This window comes from Kluyvera ascorbata (genome assembly GCF_023195735.1).
Lineage (GTDB): Bacteria > Pseudomonadota > Gammaproteobacteria > Enterobacterales > Enterobacteriaceae > Kluyvera > Kluyvera ascorbata.
Map to the genome: position 1 here is coordinate 3,167,951 of NZ_CP096201.1, position 26,089 is coordinate 3,194,039.

The 26,089-nt window shown below is 57.4% G+C and carries 21 protein-coding genes and 1 pseudogene; 14 read left to right on the top strand and 8 right to left on the bottom strand.

Annotated elements, in window-relative coordinates; genetic code table 11:
- Positions 1 to 4 precede the first annotated feature (4 nt).
- From MY052_RS15185 to MY052_RS15225, 9 genes are all read left to right on the top strand, one after another.
- Positions 5 to 1,138, top strand: coding sequence for a 1-propanol dehydrogenase PduQ (locus MY052_RS15185; RefSeq protein WP_248537319.1), 1,134 nt, complete (start codon positions 5 to 7; stop codon positions 1,136 to 1,138).
- A 78-nt stretch (positions 1,139 to 1,216) separates the two neighbouring features.
- On the top strand, positions 1,217 to 4,603 hold the full coding sequence (gene cutC / locus MY052_RS15190) for a choline trimethylamine-lyase (protein ID WP_248537320.1): 3,387 nt from the start codon (positions 1,217 to 1,219) through the stop codon (positions 4,601 to 4,603).
- A 54-nt stretch (positions 4,604 to 4,657) separates the two neighbouring features.
- Positions 4,658 to 5,605: a choline TMA-lyase-activating enzyme gene (cutD, locus tag MY052_RS15195; protein ID WP_248538952.1), complete on the top strand. Its 948-nt coding sequence runs from the start codon at positions 4,658 to 4,660 to the stop codon at positions 5,603 to 5,605.
- 11 nt (positions 5,606 to 5,616) lie between these two features.
- On the top strand, positions 5,617 to 6,024 hold the full coding sequence (locus tag MY052_RS15200) for a BMC domain-containing protein (protein ID WP_248537321.1): 408 nt from the start codon (positions 5,617 to 5,619) through the stop codon (positions 6,022 to 6,024).
- Complete coding sequence (locus tag MY052_RS15205; protein WP_035894777.1) at positions 6,021 to 6,641, top strand: phosphate propanoyltransferase; 621 nt, start codon at positions 6,021 to 6,023, stop codon at positions 6,639 to 6,641. Before MY052_RS15200 ends, MY052_RS15205 begins: the two co-directional genes overlap by 4 nt.
- 10 nt (positions 6,642 to 6,651) lie before the next feature.
- On the top strand, positions 6,652 to 7,329 hold the full coding sequence (locus tag MY052_RS15210) for a hypothetical protein (RefSeq protein ID WP_248537322.1): 678 nt from the start codon (positions 6,652 to 6,654) through the stop codon (positions 7,327 to 7,329).
- A 20-nt stretch (positions 7,330 to 7,349) separates the two neighbouring features.
- Positions 7,350 to 7,760 (top strand): DMT family transporter, encoded by a 411-nt coding sequence (locus MY052_RS15215; protein ID WP_035894775.1) that lies wholly within the window; start codon positions 7,350 to 7,352, stop codon positions 7,758 to 7,760.
- A 17-nt stretch (positions 7,761 to 7,777) separates the two neighbouring features.
- The gene (locus MY052_RS15220) at positions 7,778 to 8,107 is read left to right on the top strand and encodes a DMT family transporter (protein WP_115074638.1); all 330 of its coding nucleotides are present in this window, start codon (positions 7,778 to 7,780) and stop codon (positions 8,105 to 8,107) included.
- A gap of 327 nt (positions 8,108 to 8,434) precedes the next feature.
- Positions 8,435 to 10,522, top strand: a complete 2,088-nt coding sequence (locus MY052_RS15225) for a heparinase II/III domain-containing protein (RefSeq protein WP_248537323.1) — start codon at positions 8,435 to 8,437, stop codon at positions 10,520 to 10,522.
- Here the strand turns inward: MY052_RS15225 and MY052_RS15230 are convergent, their stop codons facing one another.
- Complete coding sequence (locus MY052_RS15230) at positions 10,523 to 11,218, bottom strand: FadR/GntR family transcriptional regulator (protein WP_248537324.1); 696 nt, start codon at positions 11,216 to 11,218, stop codon at positions 10,523 to 10,525.
- 317 nt (positions 11,219 to 11,535) lie between these two features.
- Here MY052_RS15230 and MY052_RS15235 point away from each other — a divergent pair, with 317 nt between their 5' ends.
- The 3 genes from MY052_RS15235 (at position 11,536) to MY052_RS15245 (ending at position 15,854) form a co-directional block, all read left to right on the top strand.
- Positions 11,536 to 13,320 (top strand): sodium:solute symporter family transporter, encoded by a 1,785-nt coding sequence (locus MY052_RS15235; protein ID WP_248537325.1) that lies wholly within the window; start codon positions 11,536 to 11,538, stop codon positions 13,318 to 13,320.
- Entirely contained in the window at positions 13,298 to 14,074 is a 777-nt protein-coding gene (locus MY052_RS15240; RefSeq protein WP_248537326.1) for an SDR family NAD(P)-dependent oxidoreductase, read from the top strand. Before MY052_RS15235 ends, MY052_RS15240 begins: the two co-directional genes overlap by 23 nt.
- Before the next feature lie 211 nt (positions 14,075 to 14,285).
- Positions 14,286 to 15,854: an EAL domain-containing protein gene (locus MY052_RS15245; protein ID WP_248537327.1), complete on the top strand. Its 1,569-nt coding sequence runs from the start codon at positions 14,286 to 14,288 to the stop codon at positions 15,852 to 15,854.
- A 21-nt stretch (positions 15,855 to 15,875) separates the two neighbouring features.
- Here the strand turns inward: MY052_RS15245 and MY052_RS15250 are convergent, their stop codons facing one another.
- Positions 15,876 to 16,484 carry a class I SAM-dependent DNA methyltransferase gene (locus MY052_RS15250; protein ID WP_248537328.1) on the bottom strand — a complete coding sequence of 203 codons (609 nt, stop codon included), beginning with the start codon at positions 16,482 to 16,484 and terminating at the stop codon, positions 15,876 to 15,878.
- 158 nt (positions 16,485 to 16,642) lie between these two features.
- Here MY052_RS15250 and MY052_RS15255 point away from each other — a divergent pair, with 158 nt between their 5' ends.
- A complete protein-coding gene (locus MY052_RS15255; RefSeq protein WP_248537329.1) occupies positions 16,643 to 17,458 on the top strand; it encodes an SDR family NAD(P)-dependent oxidoreductase in 816 nt (271 codons plus the stop codon).
- Positions 17,459 to 17,461: 3 nt separating this feature from the next.
- Here the strand turns inward: MY052_RS15255 and MY052_RS15260 are convergent, their stop codons facing one another.
- The 4 genes from MY052_RS15260 to MY052_RS15275 all read right to left on the bottom strand — a co-directional run bounded on the left by MY052_RS15260 (position 17,462) and on the right by MY052_RS15275 (position 21,651).
- The gene (locus MY052_RS15260) at positions 17,462 to 18,361 is read right to left on the bottom strand and encodes a helix-turn-helix domain-containing protein (RefSeq protein ID WP_202216053.1); all 900 of its coding nucleotides are present in this window, start codon (positions 18,359 to 18,361) and stop codon (positions 17,462 to 17,464) included.
- A 109-nt stretch (positions 18,362 to 18,470) separates the two neighbouring features.
- A complete protein-coding gene (locus tag MY052_RS15265; protein WP_227675099.1) occupies positions 18,471 to 18,785 on the bottom strand; it encodes an NIPSNAP family protein in 315 nt (104 codons plus the stop codon).
- On the bottom strand, positions 18,782 to 19,900 hold the full coding sequence (locus MY052_RS15270; RefSeq protein ID WP_248537330.1) for an NADH:flavin oxidoreductase/NADH oxidase: 1,119 nt from the start codon (positions 19,898 to 19,900) through the stop codon (positions 18,782 to 18,784). The genes MY052_RS15265 and MY052_RS15270 overlap by 4 nt, the downstream gene beginning before the upstream one ends.
- Positions 19,901 to 19,914: 14 nt before the next feature.
- Positions 19,915 to 21,651, bottom strand: coding sequence for an FAD-dependent oxidoreductase (locus MY052_RS15275; RefSeq protein ID WP_248537331.1), 1,737 nt, complete (start codon positions 21,649 to 21,651; stop codon positions 19,915 to 19,917).
- A gap of 311 nt (positions 21,652 to 21,962) precedes the next feature.
- Between MY052_RS15275 and MY052_RS15280 the strand changes: the two genes are divergently transcribed.
- A complete protein-coding gene (locus MY052_RS15280) occupies positions 21,963 to 22,880 on the top strand; it encodes a helix-turn-helix domain-containing protein (protein WP_248537332.1) in 918 nt (305 codons plus the stop codon).
- On the opposite strand, the gene MY052_RS15285 is transcribed toward MY052_RS15280, so the two are convergent.
- Both MY052_RS15285 and benC read right to left on the bottom strand, forming a co-directional pair.
- Positions 22,877 to 24,553: a cytochrome P450 gene (locus tag MY052_RS15285; protein WP_248538953.1), complete on the bottom strand. Its 1,677-nt coding sequence runs from the start codon at positions 24,551 to 24,553 to the stop codon at positions 22,877 to 22,879. The genes MY052_RS15280 and MY052_RS15285 overlap by 4 nt on opposite strands.
- A 93-nt stretch (positions 24,554 to 24,646) precedes the next feature.
- Positions 24,647 to 25,654 (bottom strand): annotated as a pseudogene (gene benC / locus MY052_RS15290) (benzoate 1,2-dioxygenase electron transfer component BenC); the annotation flags it as partial.
- Positions 25,655 to 26,089 lie beyond the last annotated feature (435 nt).

A 26,089-nucleotide genomic window follows, 5' to 3' on the forward strand; every position in this document is an offset into this window, starting at 1 on the left:
CCCAATGAGTGAATTTTTGCTGAAACCCCGGATTTGCTTTGGTCAGGACGCGCTGTCGGCCCTGACCGACGTGTCCGCCCACAGCGTACTGCTGGTCACCGATCAGGCGATGGTCAAGTTCGGCCTAGCCTCACGAGTGACCAATATCCTGCGCGATCGCGGCATTGCATTCCAGATCTGGGACGACGTGGTGGCTGACCCGGACATCGCCACCGTGGTACGCGGCATGAAGCTGATGGACAGCCGCTATCCGGACCTGGTCATCGCACTCGGCGGTGGCTCGGTGATTGACGCCGCCAAAGCGGTTATTTTCGCCCTGGCGCAAACCCGCCCGGACGCAGGACGCGCGCGCCCTTGCTTCGTGGCCATCCCCACCACCAGCGGCACCGGTTCGGAAGTCACCAGCTTTTCGGTGGTGAAAGCTAACGCTGAGAAGCTGGTGCTGGTCGACCCGTCGCTGCTGCCGGATATCGCCATTCTTGACCCAACGCTGGTGGCCTCCGTGCCGCCGGCGATTACCGCCGACACCGGAATGGACGTGCTGTGCCACGCGCTGGAGGCCTACGTCTCCACTGCCGCCAGCGACTTTTCCGACGCGCTGGCCGAAAAAGTGGTGCAGCAGGTCTTCCGCTATCTGCCCACCTGCTGGCGCAACGGCCAGGATTTGCAGGCGCGGGAGAAGATGCACAACGCCTCCTGTATGGCAGGTATGGCGTTTACCAACGCCTCGCTCGGTATCACCCACAGCCTGGCGCACGCGCTGGGCGGCGTGTTCCGCGTGCCTCATGGCCGCGCTAACGCCCTGTTGATGGCGCAGGTCGTGGCATGGAACGCCGATTTTGACGGCCAGTGCGATACCGCCGCCGCCCATAAATATGCCCGGCTGGCGCATTTATTGGATCTGCCGGCAAGCAGCGCCCGCGAAGGCGTTGCCAGCCTGCTGGTAGCCATTGAAACACTGAAAGAAGAGATGCAGATGCCTGCGGGCATTCGTGATACCGCCGTCGATGCCACCGATTTTGAGCGCCGATTGCCGGAAATGGTTGGTCAGGCGTTGCGCGACAGCTGCACTCCGACCAACCCACGTGCGCCGGACGCGCAGGCGCTCACTGAACTCTATCGCCGAACCTACGGGTAACGCCTGATGTAGGCCGGGTAAGCGCAGCGCCACCCGGCAAAATGCCGGCACCCAATAAGAACATCTGGAGAATACTACATGGCACACTACAGCTTAACGCCGCGCGTCAAAGTGTTGGCAGAACGTTTACTCTCACAAAAAAGCACCCTGTGCACCGAACATGCCACCACCCTGAACGCGCTCGATAGCGATATCGCTGGCGTTCCCGCCGCCGTTAAACCGGCGCGCCGCTTCTATGAACTGATGCGTCAACTGCCGCTCACCATCAGCGCCGATGAGCTGATCGTCGGCAACCAGACCCGCAAGCCGCACGGCGCGATCTTCCATGATGAAGCCGCCGCCAGCCGCCCCTCGGCGTTCCAGTTCCTTAATCTGAACAGCGACCTCGACTCCCCGGACTACAAGCTGGTGGTCGAGAAAGGCGTGTTGGCGATTAAACACCAACTGGAAGAGAAAACCCGTACGCTCGGCAGCGCGGTCAGCCGCAGCGGCATGGATGAAGTTAACGGCTGCCGCGCCGCGATTTACGCCTGCGATGGGCTGATGGCGCTGGCGCAAAACCTCGCCCACAGCGCCGAGCAGTTAGCCGCCGCTGAAACCAACGCGTATCGCAAAGCCGAGCTGTTAGACAGCGTTGCTATTTTGCACCACGTTCCGGCCCACCCGGCACGCAGCTTCAAAGAAGCCTGCCAGGCGTTTTATCTGTTCCAGCTGGCGCTTCAGCTCGACAACGGCAGCTACGCCGTCAACCCGGAAGGCGCCGACAAAGCGCTGCTGCCGTACTACCAGCACGATATCGCCAACGGCACGCTAACCGAAGCCCAGGCCTATGAAATCGTTGAGTGCCTGTGGTTTAAGCTCGCGGAATTAAGCGAAGTCCGCGCCGCCAGCGCGATTGACGGCTACCCAATGTTCGATGCCCTGCTTCACGGCGGGAGCCTTGAAAATGCGCGCATCAACGCCCTGTCTGACATGTTCCAGAGCGCCCAGCACAATCTCAGCGCGCTGCATCTGCCGGTGCGTCTGTTCAGCGGTAAACAGTCCGTTTCCGCTGCACCATTCGCCAATTGTACTGAAACCACTACGGCGGAAGGACTGACCCCGCGCATGCAGCGCCTGCGCAACCACTACCTGACCGTGCGCCCAAGCGTCTCCATCTATCGCGCGCTGGCCTTTACCGAAGTGGTGAAAGCGAACCCGGGCATGCCGACCATCCTGCTACGTGCCAAAGCCTTCCGTCACGCCTGCGAAACCGCGCCGATTCTCATTCAGGACGATGAGCTGATCGTCGGCCATCCGTGCGGTAAGCCGCGCGCCGGGGCCTTCTCGCCGGATATCGCCTGGCGCTGGGTACGCGACGAGCTCGACACCATGAGCACCCGTCCGCAGGATCCGTTCGAAATCAGCGAAGAAGATAAGAAAACCATCCGCGAAGAGATCGTGCCGTTCTGGGAAGGCCGCTCGCTGGATGAAATTTGCGAAGCGCAGTACCGCGAGGCGGGCGTCTGGTCCTTCAGCGGCGAAACCTTCGTCAGCGACCTCTCCTACCACCAGATCAACGGCGGCGGCGATACCTGCCCGGGCTACGACGTGCTGCTGTTCACCAAAGGGATGAACGGTATTAAAGCCGATGCCGAGGCACACCTCGCCAGCCTGAGCATGGAGAATCCGGACGATATCGACCGTATTTACTACTACAAAGCGGCGATTGAAACCTGCGAAGGGGTGATTAACTATTCGCACCGCATCGCCGCACGCGCCCGCGAACTGGCTGCCGTTGAGCAGAACGCCCAGCGCCGCGCCGAGCTGCTGACCATCGCCGACGTGAACCAGAACGTCCCCGCCAACCCACCGAAAACCTTGCAGGAAGCGCTGCAAAGCATCTGGACGGTGGAGTCGCTGTTTGAAATCGAAGAGAACCAGACCGGGCTGTCGCTCGGCCGCGTGGACCAGTACTGCTACCCGATGTTTGAAGCCGATATCCGCGAAGGCCGCCTGACCCATGACGCCGCGCTGGAATTATTGCAGGCATTTATCATCAAATGCGCCGAACTGATGTGGATGTCCAGCGAACTAGGGGCGAAGTACTTCGCCGGTTATCAGCCGTTTATCAACCTGACCGTTGGCGGCCAGAAGCGTTCCGGTGGCGATGCCTGTAACGACCTGACCTATCTGATCATGGACGCCGTGCGCTTTGTGAAGGTTTACCAGCCGTCGCTGGCCTGCCGTATTCACAACCAGTCGCCGCAGAAGTACATGGAAAAAATCGTCGACGTAGTGAAAGCGGGCATGGGCTTCCCGGCCTGTCACTTCGATGACTCCCACATCAAGATGATGCTGCGTAAAGGCTTCGACTTTGAAGACGCGCGCGACTACTGCCTGATGGGCTGCGTCGAACCGCAGAAATCTGGCCGCATCTACCAGTGGACCTCCACCGGTTACACCCAGTGGCCAATTGCCATCGAGTTCGTCTTAAACCGCGGCCGCATGGTGCTGTTCGACAGCTACCAGGGGCTGGATACCGGCGACCTGCGCGACCTGCACACCTTCGAACAGTTCGACGCCGCGGTGAAACAGCAGATTGCCCATATCGTGCGCCTGTCGGCAATTGGTACGGTTATCAGCCAGCGCGTACACCGTGACGTAGCGCCGAAGCCGCTGATGTCGCTGCTGGTTGAAGGCTGCATGGAAAAAGGGAAAGACGTGGCTGCCGGTGGCGCGATGGTCAACCACGGCCCGGGGCTGATTTTCTCCGGTCTGGCAACCTACGTCGACTCGATGGCTGCTATCCGCAAGCTGGTATTCGAAGATAAAAAATACACTCTTGAGCAGATGCGCGATGCGATGCTGGCGAACTTTGAAGGTTTCGAAGGGCTGCGCCGCGACTGCCTGAACGCACCGAAGTACGGCAACGACGATAACTACGTTGACCAGTACGCGCTGGATATCACCGAGTGGACCGAGCGCGAGTGCCGCAAGTACAAGATGCTCTACTCCACCCTGAGCCACGGCACGCTCTCCATCTCTAACAACACGCCAATCGGTGAGCTGACCAACGCCACGCCGAACGGGCGTCTGGCGTGGATGCCGCTCTCCGACGGCATCAGCCCGACTCAGGGCGCGGACAAGCATGGCCCAACCGCCATCATTAAGTCGGTCAGCAAGATGAACGTGGAAACCATGAACATCGGCATGGTGCACAACTTCAAGTTCCTCAAAGGGCTGCTCGATACCCCGGAAGGCCGCTACGGGCTTATCACCCTGCTGCGCACCGCATCGATTCTTGGCAACGGCCAGATGCAGTTCAGCTACGTCGATAACGAAGTGCTGAAAAAAGCGCAGCAGGAGCCGGAGAAATACCGCGACCTGATCGTCCGCGTGGCGGGCTACAGCGCCTACTTCGTGGAGCTGTGCAAGGAAGTTCAGGACGAGATCATCAGCCGTACGGTGATTGAGAAGTTCTGATAACACGGACAGCAATCGGACAAGGACGTCCGCAGTTTTCAGGAGGCAAGCGTGATTGGCAATACACAAGAATTAACCGGTCGAATTTTTAATATTCAGAAGTATTCGATCTACGACGGCGACGGCATTCGCACGCTGGTGTTTTTTAAGGGCTGCAACATTCGCTGCCCGTGGTGCGCCAACCCGGAAGGCTTGAGCAGCCAGTTTCAGGTGATGTTCTCCCAGGATAAATGCATTAACTGCGGCGACTGCGTGAACGTCTGCCCGGCGGGCATTCACTACCGTGCGGAAGAAAACGGCGAGATGAAGCACTTCGTCAACCGCAATAAAGACTGCATCGGCTGCCGCAAATGCGAAGATATTTGCACCCAACACGCCCTGGATATTCTGGGCAAAGATGTCACCGTCAGCGAATTGATGGACATCATCATGCAGGACTATGACTTTTACATCTCCTCCGGCGGCGGCGTGACCATCGGCGGCGGCGAGATGAGCCTGCAAACCGATTTTGCCGTCGCTCTGTTCAGTGAATGCAAGAAGATGATGATCAACACCGCCGTCGAGACCCAGGGCACTACGCCGCTTGCGAACTACCAGAAACTGGCGCCGGTCACCGACACCTTCTTATTCGACATCAAACAGATCGACAGCGATCACCACAAAGCGCTGTTCGGCATCGGCAACGAAGGGGTGCGCCGCAACCTTGAGTGGCTGGTGGACTCAGGCGCTAACGTGATTGTGCGTATGCCGTTGGTGCGCGGTTACAACGACTCGTGGGAAGCCATTACCGGGGCGATTGATTACGTCCAGAAGCTGGCGAAGCGCGGCAATATCCGCCGCATCGATATGCTGCCGTACCACCAGTTGGGGCGCAAAAAGTATGAGCGCCTGGATATGCCCTACCCGATTCTGCAAGACCCGTCGTACAGCGTAGAAGAGCTGAACCAGCTAGAGACCTTCTTCGCCGGATTTGATTTTGATATTCGCTTAGTGCGTCACTAAAGGAGCCGAGAATGAAAAGTTTAGGCGTGATTGAAACACGAGGATGGGTCGCCGCCATCCAGGCCGTCGATGCGGCCTGTAAAGCCGCAGGCGTCACCTGCATCGGCTATCGCAAGGTAGGATCAGGGCTGGTGAGCGTCTGCTTTGAAGGAGAAATCAGCGCCATTCACACCGCTATCGAACGCGGCGTGGCGGTCGTTAAGGCGATTAACCTGCCGGCCAATTCGCTGGTGATTGCTCGCCCGGAACGCTGCATCGTTGAAGCGCTGAGCACCCTCAAGGGGCATCCACCACGGGTAAAAGCAGAGCCTGCCGCGCCAGTTGAACTCGCCCATGACGCTCCGGTCGAACTCGCCGCGCCACAGGAAACGGCAGTGGAAGAAAAAAACGCCGCGCACAAAAAAGGGAAAAAGGCATGATTGACGCCCTGCTACAGGAAAAAATCAGCGCCCGGCTGCACGAGGCAACGCCTACCATCCCGGTGGGCGTCTCTAACCGCCACGTTCATCTGTCGCAGCAGGATGTTGAAGCGCTGTTCGGCAAGGGCTATGCGCTGACGCCGTTTAAGCCACTGCGTCAGCCAGGGCAGTTCGCCGCCGAAGAGTGCGTGACCGTTGTCGGGCCAAAAGGCTCGCTGACCCAGGTTCGCGTACTCGGCCCGACCCGCCCGACCACGCAGCTGGAAGTCTCCCGCGCCGACTGCTTTGCCCTGGGGATTAAAGCCCCGGTGCGGGAATCCGGCCAGCTGGAGAACGCCGGTGATGCGCTGCTGGTGGGGCCAAAAGGCCACGTTGAGCTGCACTCGCAGGTGATCTGCGCCTGGCGACATATTCATATGTCGCCGCAGGATGCCCGTATGCTTAACGTCCACAACGGCCAGAAGGTTAGCGTTCGCAGCCGCGGCGAGCGGCAGCTCACCTTCGATGAAGTGGTGGTGCGCGTGCGCGACGATTTCGCCCTTGAGTTTCATATCGATACCGAAGAGGCCAACGCTGCCGGGCTGAAGAACGGCGCGCCGGTCACGTTGATAGGCTAAGGAGTTGCTGATGACCGAGCAACAGACTGACCGTCTGGTGGCGCAGATCCTCCAGCGTTTACGGCCACCGGTGCTGGTGATGGTGACCGCCGCCGAGGGCTATCGTCAGGCTATCCGTCAACGGTTGGCAGCCTGCGGGCAGCGGCTGATGCTGGCGATGGATGAAAGTCTTGAGGACGCCGCGGCGTGGCATCAACTTGGGGAGGTTCTGCCGCTTTCGGGCGAGCCGCCGGTAGGCTATAAAGCGCTGCTGCTGCCGTTTCTCGACTATCCCCAGGCGGCAGATTTGGTCAACGGCACGCTACAAAACCCGGTAGCGCGTCGACTGCACGATGCGCTGCTGGCGGGTGTTCCGGTGCTGGCGCTGCGCTATCACTGCTGCCCACACAGTGAGCTAAACCAGCTGCGCGGCGCGGTCGTCGACAGCGCCTATACCGCGCATATCGACGCCACCCTTGCCCGTCTGGCAGCATGCGGGGTGACGCTGTGTACGATGAATGAACTGCTGGAGAAGCTGGAAACGGGCGCAACGGCAGCCGTAACCGCGCCGCTTACGACGTCCCGTCGTTATCTGACTGTCACAGATATCGTCAATAATCCGTCGCTGGCCGGAAAACCTGACGCGGTGCTGACCGATGCTGCTGTCGACTATGTCAAAACAAAGACAAAAATAACCTTACCTCGATAATAAAACCTGGAGTGTAGAAGATGTCTTCGAAAACAAAATGCTGGCTATGGATGCTGCTGGTTATCGTCTCAGAAACCTCGGCCACCTCAACGCTTAAAATGTTCGACTCCAGCGAAGGGATGACCAAAACCCTGCTGCTGGCGCTGATCGTTGTGCTGTACTGCGTGTGCTATTACTCACTGTCCCGCGCTGTGAAGGATATTCCGGTTGGGTTAGCCTACGCCACCTGGTCCGGTACCGGTATTCTGGTGGTTTCAACGCTGGGTATGGCCTTCTACGGCCAGCATCCAGATACCGCCGCCATCATCGGCATGGCGATTATCGCCAGCGGTATCGTCATCATGAACCTGTTCTCGAAAATGGGTCACGAAGACGCTGAAGAGACGCCGCCCGCCCCGGTCACCAAACTCGATAAAAATATCGCTAACTAACGCAAAAGGAATCGCTCATGTTTAATCTTGGATTTTTATGGCTGGCGCTGTCTATCGGCTCCGAAATTACCGGCACGTCAATGATCAAAAAAACCAACGGCTTTAGCAAACTGGCACCCTCAGTGCTGGTGGTCTGCGCGTACGGGCTATGCTATTTCGCGCTCACCCGCGCGATGAGTACCATCCCGGTCGGCGTGGCCTATTCACTGTGGTGCGGCTTTGGCATCGTCGGCGTCACGATCTGTTCCATGATCCTCTACAAGCAGAAGCCCGACCTTCCGGCTATCTTCGCCATGCTGCTGATTATCAGCGGCGGGATTATCATGAATGTCTTCTCCGGTATGTAAGTCCTGACGATGGCCTTCCCTATAAAGGGAAGGCTAGCCACAACAATGCCAACCATTTTATCCGTCTGCCGAATACTACGCTTCCTGAGGCGTTGCGAAACGATCATAAGACACCGCTCATCTCTGAATCGCTGGTCAATGAAGCAGATGCCCTTTCGTATGAGACACGTTCTTTAATTCTCTAGCTTCCCTTCTATATAGTATGACTATTTATATCTTTTTTGTGAGCTACCAAGCAACTTAACGCATATCATTGCGCGAATAATGGACGGATTGTTTGTTTTTTGATTCTAATAGTCATACTAATAAACAAACTGGAGACGTTAGATGACGCTCGATAGCTCACTTTTTCTCTCAAGCCACGATCTTGCCGACCTCAGGGCCCACCAAAACCGGGACTCACTGCCTGGCGCTACCCTGCGCCAACAACAGCGGCAGCTTGCGGCATGGCTGGAACAACCGTTATGGATCCCGGGTCACGGAGAAGGTGGCGGGCCAGAACATGCCCAGCACAAACTTAACTATCAGATGATAGATTTGGCCGGGCTGCACTGGCTGCTGAGCGGAGATCCGTGCTATCGCGACCGCGTGCTGGCGGTGTTGAGCGGCTATGCCGATATCTACCCTACGCTCGGGAGTGCAACCAGTCGCGATAGTAACCCGCCAGGCCGATTGTTCCATCAGACACTCAATGAAGATATGTTTTTACTCTACGCATCCAGCGCCTGGTCCTGCGTCAAAGGGTCGGCCAGTCCTGAAATGCGGGCACATATTGAAGCGAACTTGCTCTGTCTGATGGTACACGAGGCTTTAACCGTTCACAGTGCTACCTTCGATATCGTGCACAACCACGGCATGTGGTCGGTGGCCGCCATCGCCATTTGTGGCTACGTCACCGACCATCCTGAGTGGGTAGAGGTTGCTCTGCATGGGCGCCTTCACGATGACACCAGCGGTGGTTTCTACGCGCAATTAGATCAGCTGTTTTCCCTCGATGGCTACTATATCGAAGGTCTCTACTATCAACGCTTCGCTCTGCGCCCTCTGCTGATGCTGGCCACCGTGATCGACCGCTATCAGCCTGAGCTTAACATCTGGGCCTATCGGGATCGGTTAATCCATCGCGCCTGCTTCACGATGTTTGATATGGCCTTCCCTGATGGCTCGCTGCCCGCGCTAAATGATGCATCGAAGACCATGAATCTACAGGATGAAGGCGCGCTGATGGCGGTCAGCCTGTGCCGCCAGCATTACGGAGCCTCGGCGCAACTCTCCGCACTGGCTCACTTTCAGCAGCAGTGTTGGCTGTGCCGCGGCGCGCTGGAACTGAGTGAGGATGGCCCTCACAGCCACTCCCCACGGCCCTCTCTTTTGGTGCGAGATGGCGTAATGGGCGAACGCGGGGCCGGTGGGATTCTGCGTACACAACCCGCAGGACAAAATGAAAGTATGGCGCTACTTTGGTGGGGCGGTCACGGCAATATCGCCGGCATGCACAGCGCGCTCAATCACGGCCATTTCGATGGTCTGCACCTGAGCTACTTCACCGAGGGCGTTGAGATCCTTCAGGACTATGGCTTTGCCCGCTGGGTTAACGTCGAGCCAAAGTTTGGCGGTCGTTACGTACCGGAGAATAATAGCTATGCAAAACAGACCATTGCACACAATACGGTAGTGGTCGATGGCGGATGTCAGAATCAAGGCGATAAAGAACGCGCCGCGGTACGCTATGGCAATACGCGCTTCTTCAGCACTGACGGGCCGCATCAAGCCATGAGCGCCGTGCTTGAAGACTACTGGCCCGATGTAACGCAGCAGCGTACGGTGTTACTGCTGGCGCTTACGCAGTGCGAACGTCCGCTGCTGGTCGATCTGTTTACGTTGCAAAGCGGTAGTCGCCATCAGTATGACTATTGCCTACATACGTTGGGACAAATCATCCGTAGCAGCTTAACGCTCGAGACCCTGACCACACGCTCACCGCTTGGAGATGCGCACGGTTATCAGCACCTCTGGCGCTGTGCTAACGCCCACATCCCGGCGTTCGAAAGCTCACAGCTCAGCTGGCTTCAGCGCGATCGCTTTTACACCCTAACCAGCGTTATCCCTCAGAAGGGAGAACTTATTATCGCCCGAACGGGGGCCAGCGATCCGGCGTTCAACCTGCGAGAAGAGCCGACGTGGATACTGAGAACGGAAGCGCAGAACACGCTGTTTGCCAACGTGCTGGAGTGTCACGGTGAGTTTGATGAGTCGCGGGAGATTTCACGTCAGGCTCGAGGGAGCGTAGCGCGCATAACGATTGAAGAGCATTCACCAGAGCAAATCGCCCTGCTGATTCATTTCCATCAGGGCAAGCCGTGCCGGGTTACGGTGGATAACCGCCCTGGGTACGACACGTTCTCCGTTTGCTGATTACAGGCGGTGTTTACTGGCGTCCATCATACCAAGGGACGCCTGGAACGCCGCTTCTGCATCCCCAGCCATAATCGCTTTATAGATACGTTCATGATCGTCAAGACACATGCCGCCCTCTTTCGAGGAGTGGCTGATAAACCATTTGAAGACTGTCGTCAGTACATTACCAAACGGTTGATAGAAACAGTTGCCGGAGGACATAAAGATAATGCGATGAAAGCGGGTATCAGCATCGACCCACTGCTCAGCATCAAAATCGCGAGCAATACGGCACATTTCTTCCCAGGTCTGGGACAGCGCAATACACTGCTCTCGGGTAGCATTAATCGCCGCCAGGCGCGTGGCATGCGGCTCAATCACCCGACGGAACTCAAGAAACTGCTGGTACATTTCCAGCGTCCCTTCCATGCCGCTTAACCATTCCAGCAGCTGTACATCCAGAATATTCCAGTCAGTACGTGCACGTACGCGGGTACCGGTTTTCGGACGCGACTCAAGCAAGCCTTTAGAAGAGACCAGCTTCAGGGCTTCACGCAGCGCAGTACGACTCACCCCAAGCTGTTCACACAGTTCGACTTCCGCAGGGAGCACCGTGCCCGGCGTCAGTTGACCGGAGAAAATCTTCCGCGCGATGTCGCTGGCAATCAGCCCGTCCAGGCCACGCTGCGTTGTGGTAATAGTTGTGAAGTTCATGCTTTTGTCATACCTGAACAAAAATTATGGGCCAGTGTAGCATATACAGGCACGGCAAATTCCGTCTTCAGGTCAATTATATCGGTTCTATCCGCGTTTTTTTTCATCACACCCATCATAAATCGTTCATTTAGTCATACTAATTCTGATTACTTTTAACGCAAAATGTTCAATAACCAAACACACATCACAAGTACCATCATATAAAACCTCAAATATTGAAGCCGATCGCAAAATGTCACACCTCGATTTTATTAGTCATACTAAATGACAAATAATGCATCATCTCCTGATGACTAACTGCGAGTGTGAACATAATGGATATCAACATTATTGTGATGGCGGTGTACTTCGTACTGATGATTGCTATCAGCTACGCTTTTAAAAAGATGGGTACCGGTTCGGCAAGCCACTACTTCCGGGGCGGCGGTAGGATGCTGTGGTGGATGGTAGGCGCAACTGCCTTTATGGCACAGTTCAGCGCATGGACGTTTACCGGAGCAGCCGGCCAGGCTTATCGCTACGGTTTTACTGCCATCGGCGTGTTTGCCGGTAACGTCATTGGCTATATTGTCGGCTGGTGGTGGTTCGCCAGCCGTTTTCGCCAGCTACGCGTCGACACGCCAACTCAGGCTATCAGCCAACGTTTTGGCCCTAAAAATGAGCAGTTCTTTACCTGGATTCTAATCCCGTTAAGCATTCTGAACGCCGGTGTCTGGCTCAATAGCCTCGCCGTTTTTGCCAGCGCAGTCTTTAAGTATGACTTAACGCTTACCCTGTGGATCACCGGAATAGTGGTCCTGCTGATTTCGCTGCTCAGCGGTTCCTGGGGCGTAGTGGCCAGCGATTTCGTACAGACGCTGATTGTCGCCATTATTTCCATCGTGTGCGCCGTCGTCGCGCTGGTGAAAGTCGGTGGCCCGGTCAACATGGTTCACGACTTCCCTTCTGGTTTCTTCACCGGCCCGGATACCGGGCCACACTATATTTTGATCCTGATAGTCTGCTTTGTGTTCTTCTTCGTTAAACAGGTGCAGAGCTTCAATAACCTGCAGGACTCTTATCGTTACCTCAACGCAAAAGACAGCGTGAACGCTAAAAAAGCAGCGCTGTTTGCGCTATTTCTGATGCTCTTCGGCACCCTGATTTGGTTTGTGCCACCGTGGGCAACCGCCATTTTGTACCCGGATATGGCGCTTTCACATCCGGAGCTGGGGAAAAATGCCAGTGACGCAGCCTACCTGGTCTTCGCTGAACGCGCCATGCCGGAAGGTACCGTCGGGCTGCTAATGGCCGGTTTATTCGCTGCCACCATGTCCTCTATGGATACGGCGCTAAATCGTAACTCGGGGATTTTTGTCCGTAGCTTCTGGACACCGGTGGTCAACCGTAATGAACCGAAAAGCGAACACTACCTGCTACGCGTGGGACAAATCGCCTGCGTGGTGAACGGCATATTAGTGATTCTGGTGGCGGAATATATGCAGTCGCTACAGGAACTCAGTCTGTTTGATTTGATGATCCAGGTTGGCACGCTGGCTTCGGCCCCCATTATCGTTCCGTTGTTCTTCGGGATGTTTATTCGTAAAACACCGGACTGGTCAGGCTGGGGAACGGTGCTGTTCGGCCTTCTGGTCTCTTTCACGATTACCCATTGGATAACGGTGAAAGACGTGACGGATGCGATGGCGCTAACGCTGACCAACCGTGAACTCAAAGATCTTTCTGCGGTGTGGAATATCTTCTGCCACCTCGTCTTTACCGGCGGTTTCTTCTGTCTCTCCGCGTTGTTCTGGCATGAACCGACTCAGGCTCGTGCATCTGTGCTCAACACCTTTTTCGTCAACATGGAGACACCGGTGCTTGCGGATCACGAACAGGACGCCTTCGACCGGATGCAGCGCAACAAGATTGGCAAAATCTCGTTGGCCATGGGGCTTTGTATGCTGCTGCTCATCCTGATCCCAAATCCATTATGGGGGCGCCTGCTATTCCTGTTCAGCGCCGCCGCCATCATCCTTTTTGGCTACGTACTTTGGCGTAGCGCCTCATCTGATACGACAAAACAAGGGAGCAACTATGTTTACCGACCTGAAAAATAAGCGCGTGTTAATTACCGGTTCAACCGCGGGCATGGGGCTGGCTGCAGCGCAGGCTTTCGCCCGGCAGGGCGCAAAAGTCGGCATTAACAGCCATGCCTCCTCACCGAGTCTGGAAGCGACGTTAGTTCAACTGCGTGAAAGTGGCGCTGAAGTGGCATTTTTCGAAGCGGATATCACCCGTACCGATGAATGCCGCCGCCTGGTTGAGGCCTTTGTCGCGAAATTTGGCGGTCAGGATGTACTGGTGAATAACGCCGGAGGGTTGGGCGGGCGCGCCAATCTGGAGTCAATCGACGACGCGTTCTATGAGCACGTCATGGATCTGAACGCCCGTTCGGCGCTCATGATGACCAAATATGCGATTCCCCACCTCCGAGCCTCGGCTAAAGCCCGCAACGAAACCAGCTGCGTTATCAGCACCGGGTCTATCGCCGGGCGTGAAGGCGGCGGCGTCGGTGCCGGTATCTACGCAGCATCGAAGGCTTGGTTGCATGACATTCATCGTAACTGGGTGAAAGAGTTCACCGCGGACGGTATTCGTTTCAATATTGTCTCACCGGGCACCATTGATACCGCGTTCCACGATGGCAAAAGCGACGAACTACGCAGCAAAATTGCCGCCAGCATTCCAATGGGCCGTTTTGGCTATGCCGAAGAGGTAGCGCCAGCGTTCTTGTTCTTCGCCTCCCATGCCTGCAGTGGTTACATTACCGGGCAGATTCTCGACGTCAATGGCGGCCAGATGGCACCATAAATTACCTTCAGAGGATCCTGATGGGGATGAAAATCCCCATTTTTTAGCCCTCAATTTCATCCAAAATAAGTATTGCGCTCCCCACCATCTCATCGAAAAATCTGATAATAGGTACAGTTTTCATATTGATATAGCCTCGATGGTTTACCAGCGATATAATTATCGCCCTGAGTACTTTTCCCACTTCCCGCGCGATCGTTAAGGATTATTGATGCCCGCTCAGCGACCAGTGAGACACATCACGAGCGTGCTGATCGTCTCCATCTTTTTGCCCATAATCCTGAGTCTCTGGCTGGCACATCGCCAGGCCCATGAACTGTTTTTGCAGGAAATGGATGGCTACGCCGAACGCATTCAAGCGAGAACCCAGCGAGTCAAAGAACAAACCCGTACCGCCCTTGAAGAGGTCAACCGTTTTCACGGCGTTCCTTGCAGCCCTGAGCACCAGCTGTTAATCCAGAAAGTCTCTTATATTCATCAGTACATTCAGCGTATTTTTTACCTCAATGACGACGATGAACGCTGCAAACTGATACGAAATACGCTGGCAGAAAAAGTCCCTGGCTCCGAATTTGTCACGCCTGCTGGCTACCATGTGTGGCTCACCTCACGTCACGACCTGCATACCGATGACAATATGGTTGCCATCAGCCATGGAAAATATATGGCGGTGATCGACCCAGACTCGTTAATTGATGTGCTGCCGCATCCCTCTTACCCGATTTACGCGGCTATTATTACCGACCGTGGCCTCCGCGTGATTGCCAGCAACCATCCGATTGCTCCTGATGTCTGGCAAAACGTTCTGCACCACGACCAGCCGATGCTTGAAGTCGACGGCATCGTGTATAAACAGCAACCGCTGCCGCCGGTAGGCTCGACGTTAATAACCTGGTCGGCCACCAAACCTATTGATACCAACTGGTTTCACCAGCTGCTGCTCTGGCTGCCGGTTGGGCTGGTCTTAAGCGCGTTGGCATCGTTTGTCGTGCTGCGGATCCTGCGTCGTCTGCAGTCATCGCACTATCGTATTCTTGATGCGATAAAAGCCGGAGAAATTACCGTGCACTATCAGCCCATCGTCTCGCTGGAAGATGGGCGAATCGTCGGCGCGGAGGCGTTGGCTCGCTGGCAGCAGCCGGATGGCCGCTGGCTATCGCCAGAAGTGTTTATCCCCGTTGCCGAACAAACAGGGGTCATCGGCCCGCTAACCGAGTACATCGTCCACAGCGTATTCAACGAATTAGGCCCCTGGCTAGCTCAACATCCTGAGATGCACATTTCGATTAATATCGCCGCCGCTGACCTGCAATCAGCCACGCTGCCCGCGCTCATTCATCAACAGGTTCAGCGCTGGCAGGTTTCCACCACGCAGGTTGCTATTGAAATAACCGAGCGCGATCTGGTCGCGCGCGAAACGGCCATTCCGGCTCTAGAGGCTTATCGCAAACAGGGCTATACGATTTATATCGACGATTTTGGCGTCGGCTATTCCAGCCTCAGCTACCTCAACGATCTGCAGGTTGACGCGCTTAAAATCGATAAAACCTTTGTTGACACCCTGGAATGCAATCCGGTGGTAAACCATATTATTGAAATAGCAAAATCGCTGAATTTATCGGTGGTTGCGGAAGGTATAGAGCATGAAAGCCAGCGTGAATGGCTGAAGGCACGCGGCGTTACCTCAGGCCAGGGCTGGCTTTTTAGCAAGCCGATGCCAGCAGAGGCGTTTATTGATTGGGCCGAGGATAGTCTCGGCCATGCTGGCGATGAACGGTAGTCGTACGGATTTTATTTTGCCCTACCCAGCCTGCTTCGCCAGCCATACGGTATGCCCGCCACATTCGGGGTCTTCCATTTTCATCTCCAGCACCGCAAAACCGTTTTCCGCCAGCAGCGACCGATATTCGTCGGGCGCCAGGCTCGCGTGGAACAACGGTTCCCCTTCAAATTTCCCCATGGCGATACCATGACCTGTGCCGCTGGTGAACATCAAGGCGCTGCCGGGATGGCTATGACGAGCAAAGACGGGAAACATGCGGCGCTGGTCGTCCTGGGTGAGGTGGAAGAAAGAATCCCAGGCGATCAGCCCGTCGAAGGTCTCATCAAGATTTAACGTCCGCATGTCATGGTGCAGCCAGCGCTGCTGGGGAAAATTCGCGCGGGCGCGGGACAGCATCGCCAGCGCGCCGTCGACGCCGGTCAAGGCACAGCCCTGCTGAATAAAATAGTCGGCAATCGGCTGGCCGTTGCCGCAGCCGAGGTCGAGCATTCGCCCAGCACTCCCCATCGCCGCCAGCAGTTTATCCAGCCAGCGCTGCTCAAACAGCGTCCGTGAGCGTTGCTGGTAAAACGCCTCGGCGTGACGCTGGTAAAGATCAAGAATCGTGCGTGCTGCTGGATGGTCCATCGTGGGCCTCGTGGTAGTGGAGTGGCGTACTGAATTCACAGATTAGCCCATCTCATACACAAAAGTCCCCGTCTGGTTGTCGTTCGTGCATTCCCTTTCCCCGCCGTGCATCAAACAATGACAGAGCATCTGTACCCTATTAAAACGTGGAGAAAACCATGACTGAACAGCACGCTTCCCAGAACTGGCTCGATCTCAGCGGCAAGGTATTTGCCGTCACCGGCGCGGCAAGCGGCATCGGCGAAGCCATTGCCACCGCGTTAGCGCAACAGGGCGCCAACGTCGCGCTACTCGACAGCAACCCACAGCGTTGCGAGACAGTGCGGCAGAAGCTTGAGCATCTACCAGGAAAACGCGTGGCGGTGGCCTGCGACGTCAGCCGCGAAGAGCAGGTTAAAGAAGCGGCGCTAAGCGTGCGTTCGCTGCTCGGCCCCTGCGATGGGCTAGTCAACGCGGCGGGCATTTTACGCCCGGCGGGGCTGGCGGACATTAGTCTTGAACAGTGGCAGACCCAGCTCAACGTCAACCTGACCGGCTACCTGCTGTGCGCCCGCGAATTCGCCCACGATATGCGAGCGGCAAAGCGCGGCAGCATTGTGCATATCGGTTCCATTTCCGGACGCATTCCGCAGCCGTGGAGCGGCGCGTATAGTCCCGGTAAAGCCGCCGTTGGTCTGCTGTCACAGCAGATTGCCGTGGAATGGGGTCAGGACGGGATTCGCAGTAATCTGGTCGCCCCGGGGATGATTGAAACCGCGCTGACCGCCGAGTATTACGCGCAGCCGGGCGTACGTGAGAGCCGTGAGGCGTTTACCGCCAGCCAGCGCATTGGCAAACCGGACGATATTGCCAATGCGGTGCTGTTCTTGCTGAGCGATAAATCGAGCTATATCAACGGGGCGGAAATTGGCGTCGACGGCGGCCTGCCGACCATGCTGATGGGCAAATTGCCGCGCCCGGGCTTTACCCGTTAAACGCTATATAGCCTGAGCAGGTTCAGCGTATTCCTGCGTCGGCTTCTCGCGAAAATCACGCGGCGAGAGGCCGGTGCTGCGGCGAAAAAAACGGGAGAAATAGGTGGCATCGCTAAAGCCGAGGTAGTCCGAAATCTGGCTGACCGTCATGCTGGTATAAAGCAGGCTGCGTTTAGCTTCCAGCAACAGGCGCTGGTGCAGCACGCTGAGCGCGCTGCAGCCGTGGAACTCGCGGCATAGCGTATTGAGATGCACCCCAGACATGCCAATCTGGCGGGCGTAGTGCGCCAGCGGGAAATGTTCACGGTAGTGGTTTTCCACCAGCTGGTTAAAACGGCGAATGGCGGTGCGTTTGCGCTCTACCTTATCGCTCACTTCAACGGGCCCGCTGGTCTGACGGTTAAGCCAGACCATCAGCGCGCTAAGCAGCGAATGCAGCATCATGTCGCGCGCGTCGTTATCGGCCTGGTACTCCTGCTGTAGCGTCTGAAACAGGGTATGAATTTGCGCCCCCGCGTCACCAACCGGCACGCGAACGGCGCGGCTTAGCACCTGCAGCGGGCGGCCAAACTGTTGTTCAAACTTGGCCACCAGCGGCGCGGCAAGCGATAGAGAATACCCCTGCGTTCCCGGCGAGAAGCGAAAGCCGTGGACGCACAGCGCTGGCATAATCTGCACGCAGGCGTCGGTGAACGGCTGGCGGACGCCTTCAATCTCAATTTCACCCTGCCCTTGTTGAATATAGAGGATTTGCACCAGATCGGTGTGCTGATGGGCGCGAATGCTCCAGTCATAGAGGCTGCTGCGGCTTTGAATCGACTCGCAGTGCAGGAGGTCCGGCGTCGGCCAGTGCCAGCTTTCGCCGTATAGTTTGAAAACCGGGATGCTGTTGGCGAGGTTCATGGTGCCTCCGTTGGTAAACATGTAGGCCGAAGAAGGCAACGCCGCCATCCGGCAATCTGCGCTGGGTTGCCTGAAGGCGCTGCGCTTATCAGGCCTACGTTTTACTAGCTTATTTTATCGTCGTCGCCCGAATCAACCGCGTCTCCTGCGCCACAATAAACGGCTCAGAAGCTTTAAGATAGGCGGCAAAATCCGGATGCGTGTCGCGCAGGTAACTACGACGTTCGTACTCCGCCAGGCTCTCGTAACCCCACAGGTGCACAAACTGGTTCTGCGGGCCGACAAAACTGGTGTAAAACCCCAGCGGATTGCCCAGCGTCTCTCGCAGCACCGGCATCGCCAGACGGTCAAATACCTCGAGAAACTCGTTCATTTTGCGCAGACGAATAGTGTAAATACGGTGATCGATGATCGGCAACATCATGATTTAACCTCCTGAATCTGATGCGTCGGCCAGCCAAGCGGTCCAAAGCGATCGTAGGGTTTTGGCCACGGCGCGGTTTCGCCAAGCGCGATAGCCGCGTGAATCGGCCAGTTCGGATCATCCAGCATCCCACGGCCAATCGCCACCAGATCCGCCCGTTTTTCCTGCACAATCGCCTCGGCCTGCGGCGCTTCGTAAATCAGCCCGACGGTAATAACTACCGCCTGCGGCAGCGCCTTTTTCACCGCTTCGGCAAACGGCACCATATAGCCTGGCTTGTCGGCATCCGGCGTCTGGTTGTAGATGTTATAGCCGCCGGAAACGTGCAGATAGTCGTAGCCGAGTGCATGCAGTTCGCGGGCAAACCTTACTGCTTCATCAAGCGATAAGCCGCCTTCAGCAAATTCGCCGCCGTTAAAGCGCACGCCCAGCGGACGGGTTTTCGGCCAGACCTCACGCAGCGCGCGCGCCACCTGCAACGGAAAGCGCATACGGTTTTCCGGGCTACCGCCGTAGTTATCTTCACGCTGGTTGCTAAGCGGTGAGAGAAACTGGTTCAACAGATAACCGTTGGCGGCATGAAGCTCAATAAAATCGGCCCCGGCGTTCAGCGCCCGCTGGGCGGCATCAACAAAGCCCTGGGTAATGCGTGCCATTCCCGCTTCGTCTAACACCTGCGGTACGCGCCAACCGGGTTTATACGGGATGGCTGAAGGGGCCACCGTCGGCCAACCGCCCTCTTCATCCGTTAGCGATGTCCCCTGATTACGCCACGGCGCATTGGTGCCCGCCTTGCGGCCCGCGTGGTTGAGCTGCACGCCAATCGGCGTGTTGTTGTAGGTACGAATATCAGCCAGCAATTTTTGTAGTGCCTGCGCCTGCTCGCGATTCCACAGCCCGAGACAATGCGGGGTAATGCGCCCGTCCGCGGTGACGCCGTTGGCCTCGCAAATCACCATTCCGGCACCGGAAATCGCCAGTCCGCCAATGTGCTGGGCGTGCCAGGGCGTGGCAATGCCGTCCGCCTGCGCGGAGTACTGCGACATCGGCGGGACAACAATACGGTTTGCCAGCGTCAGCGGGCCGACCTGTAATGGACTAAAAAGTGTAGACATCATACTCTCCTGATTTATGAGGCTTCGCGCTCTGGCTGCAATGCCGTATCACCGCGTGCCGCCATGCTGCGGGCGGCGATATAGCCGAAGGTAGCCGCCGGGCCGATGGTGATCCCGGCCCCTGGGTAGCTTCCCGCCATCACGCTCGCCATCTCGTTACCGGCGGCGTAAAGCCCCGGAATTGGCAGCCCCTGGTTATCCAGCACCCGCGCTTCGCCGTCGGTTTTCAGACCGTGGAAGGTACCGAGATCGCCCATATAGAGCTTCACGGCGTAGAACGGCCCCTGTGCTATCGGTGCGACGCACGGGTTCGGCTGATGGTTGGCATCGCCGAGATAGCGGTTATAAGCCGACTCACCGCGCCCAAACTGTGGGTCTTTGCCCTGACGCGCGTCGGCGTTGTAGTGGTTAACGGTGCTTACCAGCGTTTCAGCGGGAACGCCCATTTTCTGCGCCAGCTCGCTCAGGGTTTTCCCTTCCAGCAGATAGCCGCTTTTCAGGTAAACCGAGACGGGGATCGGCGCAGGTTTAGCAAACCCCATGCCGTATTTACGCAGCGCCCGGCGATCGCAGATTTGCCAGGCGAAGGTTTCGCGGTCTTCGCGGCAGGTTTCAATCATGGCGATACCGACATCGTGATAGGAGTCAGCCTCGTTGCAAAAGCGCACGCCGTGGCGGTTGATCATGATAAAACCGGGCTTATAGCGGTCGACCAGATGCGGGAACACATACGACCGACGGCCAATCTGCACCTTTGAGGCCGGGATCCACGCCGCCCCGTTGGCATAGCTGTCGTCAAAGCGAGCGCCAATGCGCTCGGCCATCGCAATGCCGTCGCCGGTATCCGCACCGGGCGGCGTCGGGGAAAGTTGAATGCCGCCACGGCGCACGTGCGGGTAGAGTTTTTTCAATCGCGCGTCGTCACGGGCAAAACCGCCGGAGGCCAGCACCACACCGCGTCGGGCGAACAGGTTAATCCGCTCACCGTTCAGTTCAACCACCACGCCGCGCACCACGCCGCGTTCCACGATCAAATCTTTCGCCGCCACGCCGGTGTGAATCGGTATGCCGAGATCCTGTGCGGAGCAGGCTAAGCGAGCGACCACCGCGTTGCCGCCATTGGCGGTAATCCCGCGCCCATAGCGGGCCACTTCCAGCAGGTGGCGGCTCAGGCGCTTAACCACGTAGGCGAAAGATTTCAGCGAACGAGTGGCATTAAAAAAGTGCTTCAGGTCGTTGTTTGAGGAGCTGAACATCATCCCCATGAACGTGATGGTGCGCAGCGGTTTGCGCAGGCGCCGCATGGACTTGCCCAGTTCACGGATATCAAACGCCTCCGGTACCACCGAGCGGCCGCGCATCACGCCGCCGGGGGCATCGGGATGGTAGTCGGGGTATTGGTACAGGTTGCAGCGAAAGCGGGTGTTTTCTTCAAAAAAGCGCAGCATGTCCGGGCCGTTTTTGAGGAAGGCGTCCACCACCTCCGGGCGGAAGCTGTCGCCTGCTTCGCCCAGCAGGTAGGTTCGCGCCGCGGCCTGGCTATCTTCAATACCCTGCTGGCGCGCCAGATGGTTATCGGGGATCCACAGCACGCCGCCGGAAAACGCGGTGGTGCCGCCGAAAACCGCCTCTTTTTCGATAACCTGGACATCCAGCCCATCCAGGCCCGCGGTCACCGCTGCCGATAGCCCGCCGACGCCGCTGCCAATCACCAGTACGTCGCACTCGCGGACGGGGAGTTCTACAGCCATAGGGTACCTCACAGATGAATGATTTTTATTATTTTGCTGATGTTATAAAAACGTTACATATGCATTTTTCACAGCCCACTGTGGAAAAAGAAGGGGACTTTCACACCAAAACCTGCACTTTTCGACAATTGCGAAGAAGTGTGTTCTGGCGCAAATTTTTGCGCTCACCGCTATAGAGAAGCAGCGTTTTTCCGCCCTACTTCACGTCACAAGATGAAGATTCAGCACTTGCGCAATTGCGCGTTTTATCACCGAATTAATGTTATTCGCCATCAAGGCGCCATTCAGTTAAACAGGACAAAACCGGCATCATGCCCGCTCACGTAAACGCCCGCCGAACGCTGCCTAACTACGCCCTTTACGGCGCACAGGACTCTCCCACTGCCGTTGAAAGCGTGCACCATGAGCGTATTCCGTCGCGGGCCAGCCGCTTCGGATTCGAGATTGAGCCGCACTTTCACGAGGCGCTCATCCAGACGCTGTACATCACCCACGGCGGCGGTGAGACGTCGATTGACGGGCAGATATGGCAGCTGGAAGCGCCGTGTCTGGTGGTTATTCCGGCCCGTTCCGTCCACGGTTTTCGTTTTCGCAATGACGTTGATGGGCATGTCATTACTACCGTGCAGTCGGCAATTGAGTCCGTCGCCATGACCGCCGCCCCTGAACTGCTGACCTTTGTGCGTACGCCTGCGGTGCTGGCCGTTGATCCGGCAACCCGCCGCGGCGCACCGCTGGAAGCACTGTTCGATGCTATTGGCCGTGAGGCGGAACACCCGGAACGCTGGCAGTACACCGCTGGGCTGGCGCTGACCATTGCGCTGTTCGTGCAGATTGCCCGCCTGAGCGAAAAAGCGCGTCTGGCAGGCAACCCGGCCCGCGCCGCCCTGGTCGCCCGCATTGAACGCTTTCGTCTGCTGCTCGACGAACGCTGCCGTACCCGCCAGTCGGTAGCCAGCTACGCCGATGCCATGGGCATTTCCGCCGGCCAGCTCACCCGTATTTGTCGCGAGGCGTTCGGGATCTCCGCCATTGAGGCTATCGACCGCCGTGCCGTGCACGAGGCCCGACGGCTGCTGGTGTACTCCAGCTTCAGCGTCAAGCAGATAGCCCGTGAGCTCGGCTTTCGCGACGAGGCCTACTTCGGTCGTTTTTTCCGCAAACAGACCGGGCTGCGGCCCACCGAATACCGTCGTCAGGAACAGGGCCGACTGTCACGTTCAGCCTAATCTTCGTGAGGGCGCATCTGCACAAACAGATGTTCCGGGCCCGAGTTGGTGAGGTTATTGCCGCGGACGTACTGGATAGGGCGTGCCGGGTCGAGGCGAATATCTCCCACCTTGCGCGCCACCAGCTTCGCGGCAATGAGCGTTTCAAGCTTGGCTAACGGCTGACCAAGGCACTTGTGAATACCGTTACCAAAGCCGAGATGCCCGCTGCTGTCGCGATCGATATTGAACGTTTCGCCATCAATAAACTTGCGGCTATCGCGATTCGCCGCCGACAGCAGCAGGCGTATCACCGCCCCTTTGGGTATCTCTATGCCTGCAACCGTGGTGGCTTCGGTGGTGATACGACTCACCCGCTGAACGGTGCCACGATAGCGTGCCACCTCTTCCACAAAGCGGTCGGCATCCTCTTCATTGTCACGAAGACGCGCGACCAGCTGCGGCTGTTCGGCAAACATGCGGAAGGCGTTGGCCACCAGAATGGTGGTGGTATCGTGCCCGGCGATAAAAACGAAGGCGCACAGCTCTTTGGCCTCTTTTTCGTTCAGCATCCCCGATTTCCACATACGGGCAATATGGCCACCGATGGACTGGCTGTTGTTGAGATAGAGCCGCTCCATCGCCTCTTTCAGATAGGCAAAGAAGGCCATCGCGCTCTGCTCATCGGTGCCGGTACCGGGGGCGTTGCGCGCCAGACGGCCAAAGTAGCTGAAGGTTTCGTCAGACCAGAACTTCATTTTCTCTTCGTCTTCATTCGGCACGTCAATCATTGCCGAGATGGTGGCGATACTGAGCGGAATGGCAAAATCTTCCACTACATCGCCACCGCCGTTGGCCAGCATCTGGTCAATCAGCGCTTCGGCGCGGCGTTCAATTTCGGGGATAAACGGCTCCAGCGAGAGCGGCATAAACGACGGCTGCGCCACTTTGCGCAGGCGGGTATGCCCCGGCGCATCGAACAGGGTGAGGAAGGTCAGCGGCGGCGGGCTGACCACTTCGGAGGAGAACAGCTTCGGATTGCGAATCGCCTGGTAGACATCGTCATAGCGCGACAGGAACCAGACGTCGGTAGTGGCCGACTGGCAGCGAAGCACCGGCGCATGTTCGCGCATCCAGCGGTAGTGTTCATACGGGTCGCCCTGAGCGCCGTCATCCACCACTTTGAAGGGCGCTAACCCCTCTGGCCACGCCAGTTCGTGGGAATACGGTGGCAGCGAAGGCGGCAGGAGATCGTGGAACGGACAGCGCAGAGCTTCGGCTTCCGGCACAGACGGTGCGACGGTCAGCGGCGGGGCGGCAGGTGCCGTTTTCAGCGCCAGCGCCCGGCTCATGGTGGTACGCGAGTGCTGCGCGTGCTGGACCAGCACATCGCGGGCGGCGTTGAGATCGCCATATTCAAAGGCCGAGACCAAATCCCGATGCTGCTGCACGATGTCACCGACAATCTCCACGCTGATGGTCAGCGCGCGGTCGATATAGTCACGCACCGTCAGTTGGGCGTAGAGCGCAATCAGCTGCGCATTGCGGGTAGCCTCAATCAGGAACTGATGGAAGGCATGGTTAGCTTCCACGTAGCGCGGCACGTCAATAAAACGCCGCCCGGAGACGAACGCCGCCGTGGCGTCGGCCAGGCGACGGAAGGTGGTTAGCTGCTCGCCGCTAAGCCGCCCCATGGTCAGTTGAACGGCACCCAACTCCAGCGCCAGACGCAGGTCAAAGGCATCGTCCACATCCGCCGCGGCAAGCGGTGGCACCACGCTCGGCACCGCCTGCCCTGCGCCAGCAAACTTCTCGTAGTAGAAGTTGCGCGGCGTCAGCCCTTCGGCGTCCAGGTAGCTGCGCACGGCATCCACCATCGGCGGTGGGCCGCAGAGGTAAACGTCGGCATCACCGCCGTTCAGCATGCCCGCATCGATATGCTGAGTGACATAGCCTTTGTGCGGATAGTCGCTTTCCGGGTCGGCGACGGTACAGCGATAGCTGAAGTTTGGCAGCCGACGCGCATAGTCGTCGAGCACTTCAAGCGCCACCCGATCTTCATCGCGGGTCACGCCAAAAATCAGGTGCACCGGCTGGTGCGTCGCGTGGTCATCCACCAGCGCGGCCAGCATCGACAGGAACGGCGCGATCCCGGTACCGCCCGCCAGAAACAGGAGCGGACGCTCCACCGGGCGCAGGTAGAAGCTGCCCATCGGCCCACGAAACGATATGGCATCACCCACGCGGGCATGCTCGCTAAGCCAGGTCGACATCAGCCCCTGCGGCACATTACGCACCACGAACGAGGCCTCCGCATCCTGCGGCCCGGAGCTAAAGGAGTACGAGCGCGTCTGGTCAGTGCCGGGCACCGTTACGTTGACATACTGCCCCGGCAGGAAGCTCAGTGCTTGCCGGTCGTCTAGCGCAATGGAGAACGTTAAGGTGGTCGGCGATAGCGTACGGCAGGCGGTGATATGCCCCTGATAGGTCGCCACGCAGGCGGCATCTAAAACAGCGGCTATCTCTACCACGCAGTCGCTGGACGGGCGCATCTGGCAGGTCAGTACCCTGCCCGCGCTGGCCTCTTCGGCTGAGAGCGCATCGTCAACGTAATCACCATGCTGATAGTCACCTGAGGCGCAGGTGGCCTTGCAGGTTCCGCAGACGCCGTCGCGACAGTCGAGCGGAATGCTGATTCTGGCGCGCAACGCGGCGTCGGCAACGGTCTCGCCGGTACGGCACGTGATGGTCTGCATCGCGCCGTCTTCAAAACGAAGGGTAATCTGATGGGTCATCTCTCTCATCCTCCAGGCTTTTGCGGTCGGAAAATCTGATGCCTCATCAAATGCTGGATGGCGTTCTGATACAACGGACAGAGATGACATTAAACAGGACAAAACCGGCATGCTGTTGGGTTAGCGGGGGCGGTCACATTTATCGGGTGGGGAAATTGGGGATTGGGCTTATTGAGTACGTGGTTATTGTGGTGCATTACCCCCTCACCCTAGCCCTCTCCCCGGAAGGGCTAGGGGACAGATTAGCGTTGCTGGTAAGCCTGGTGCAGGTTTTCTCTGCCTCCCTTTCTGGGGGAGCGCCGGAGTAAGGGTTTTAGTTAAACAAATAATCAATGGAACGCTAATTATTTTCATATTGAATTGATAAGCATTATCAATTCAATATATTGTCGCGAGCACTCTCCAGGATATTGGATATCCTGCATTTTTCGCCTC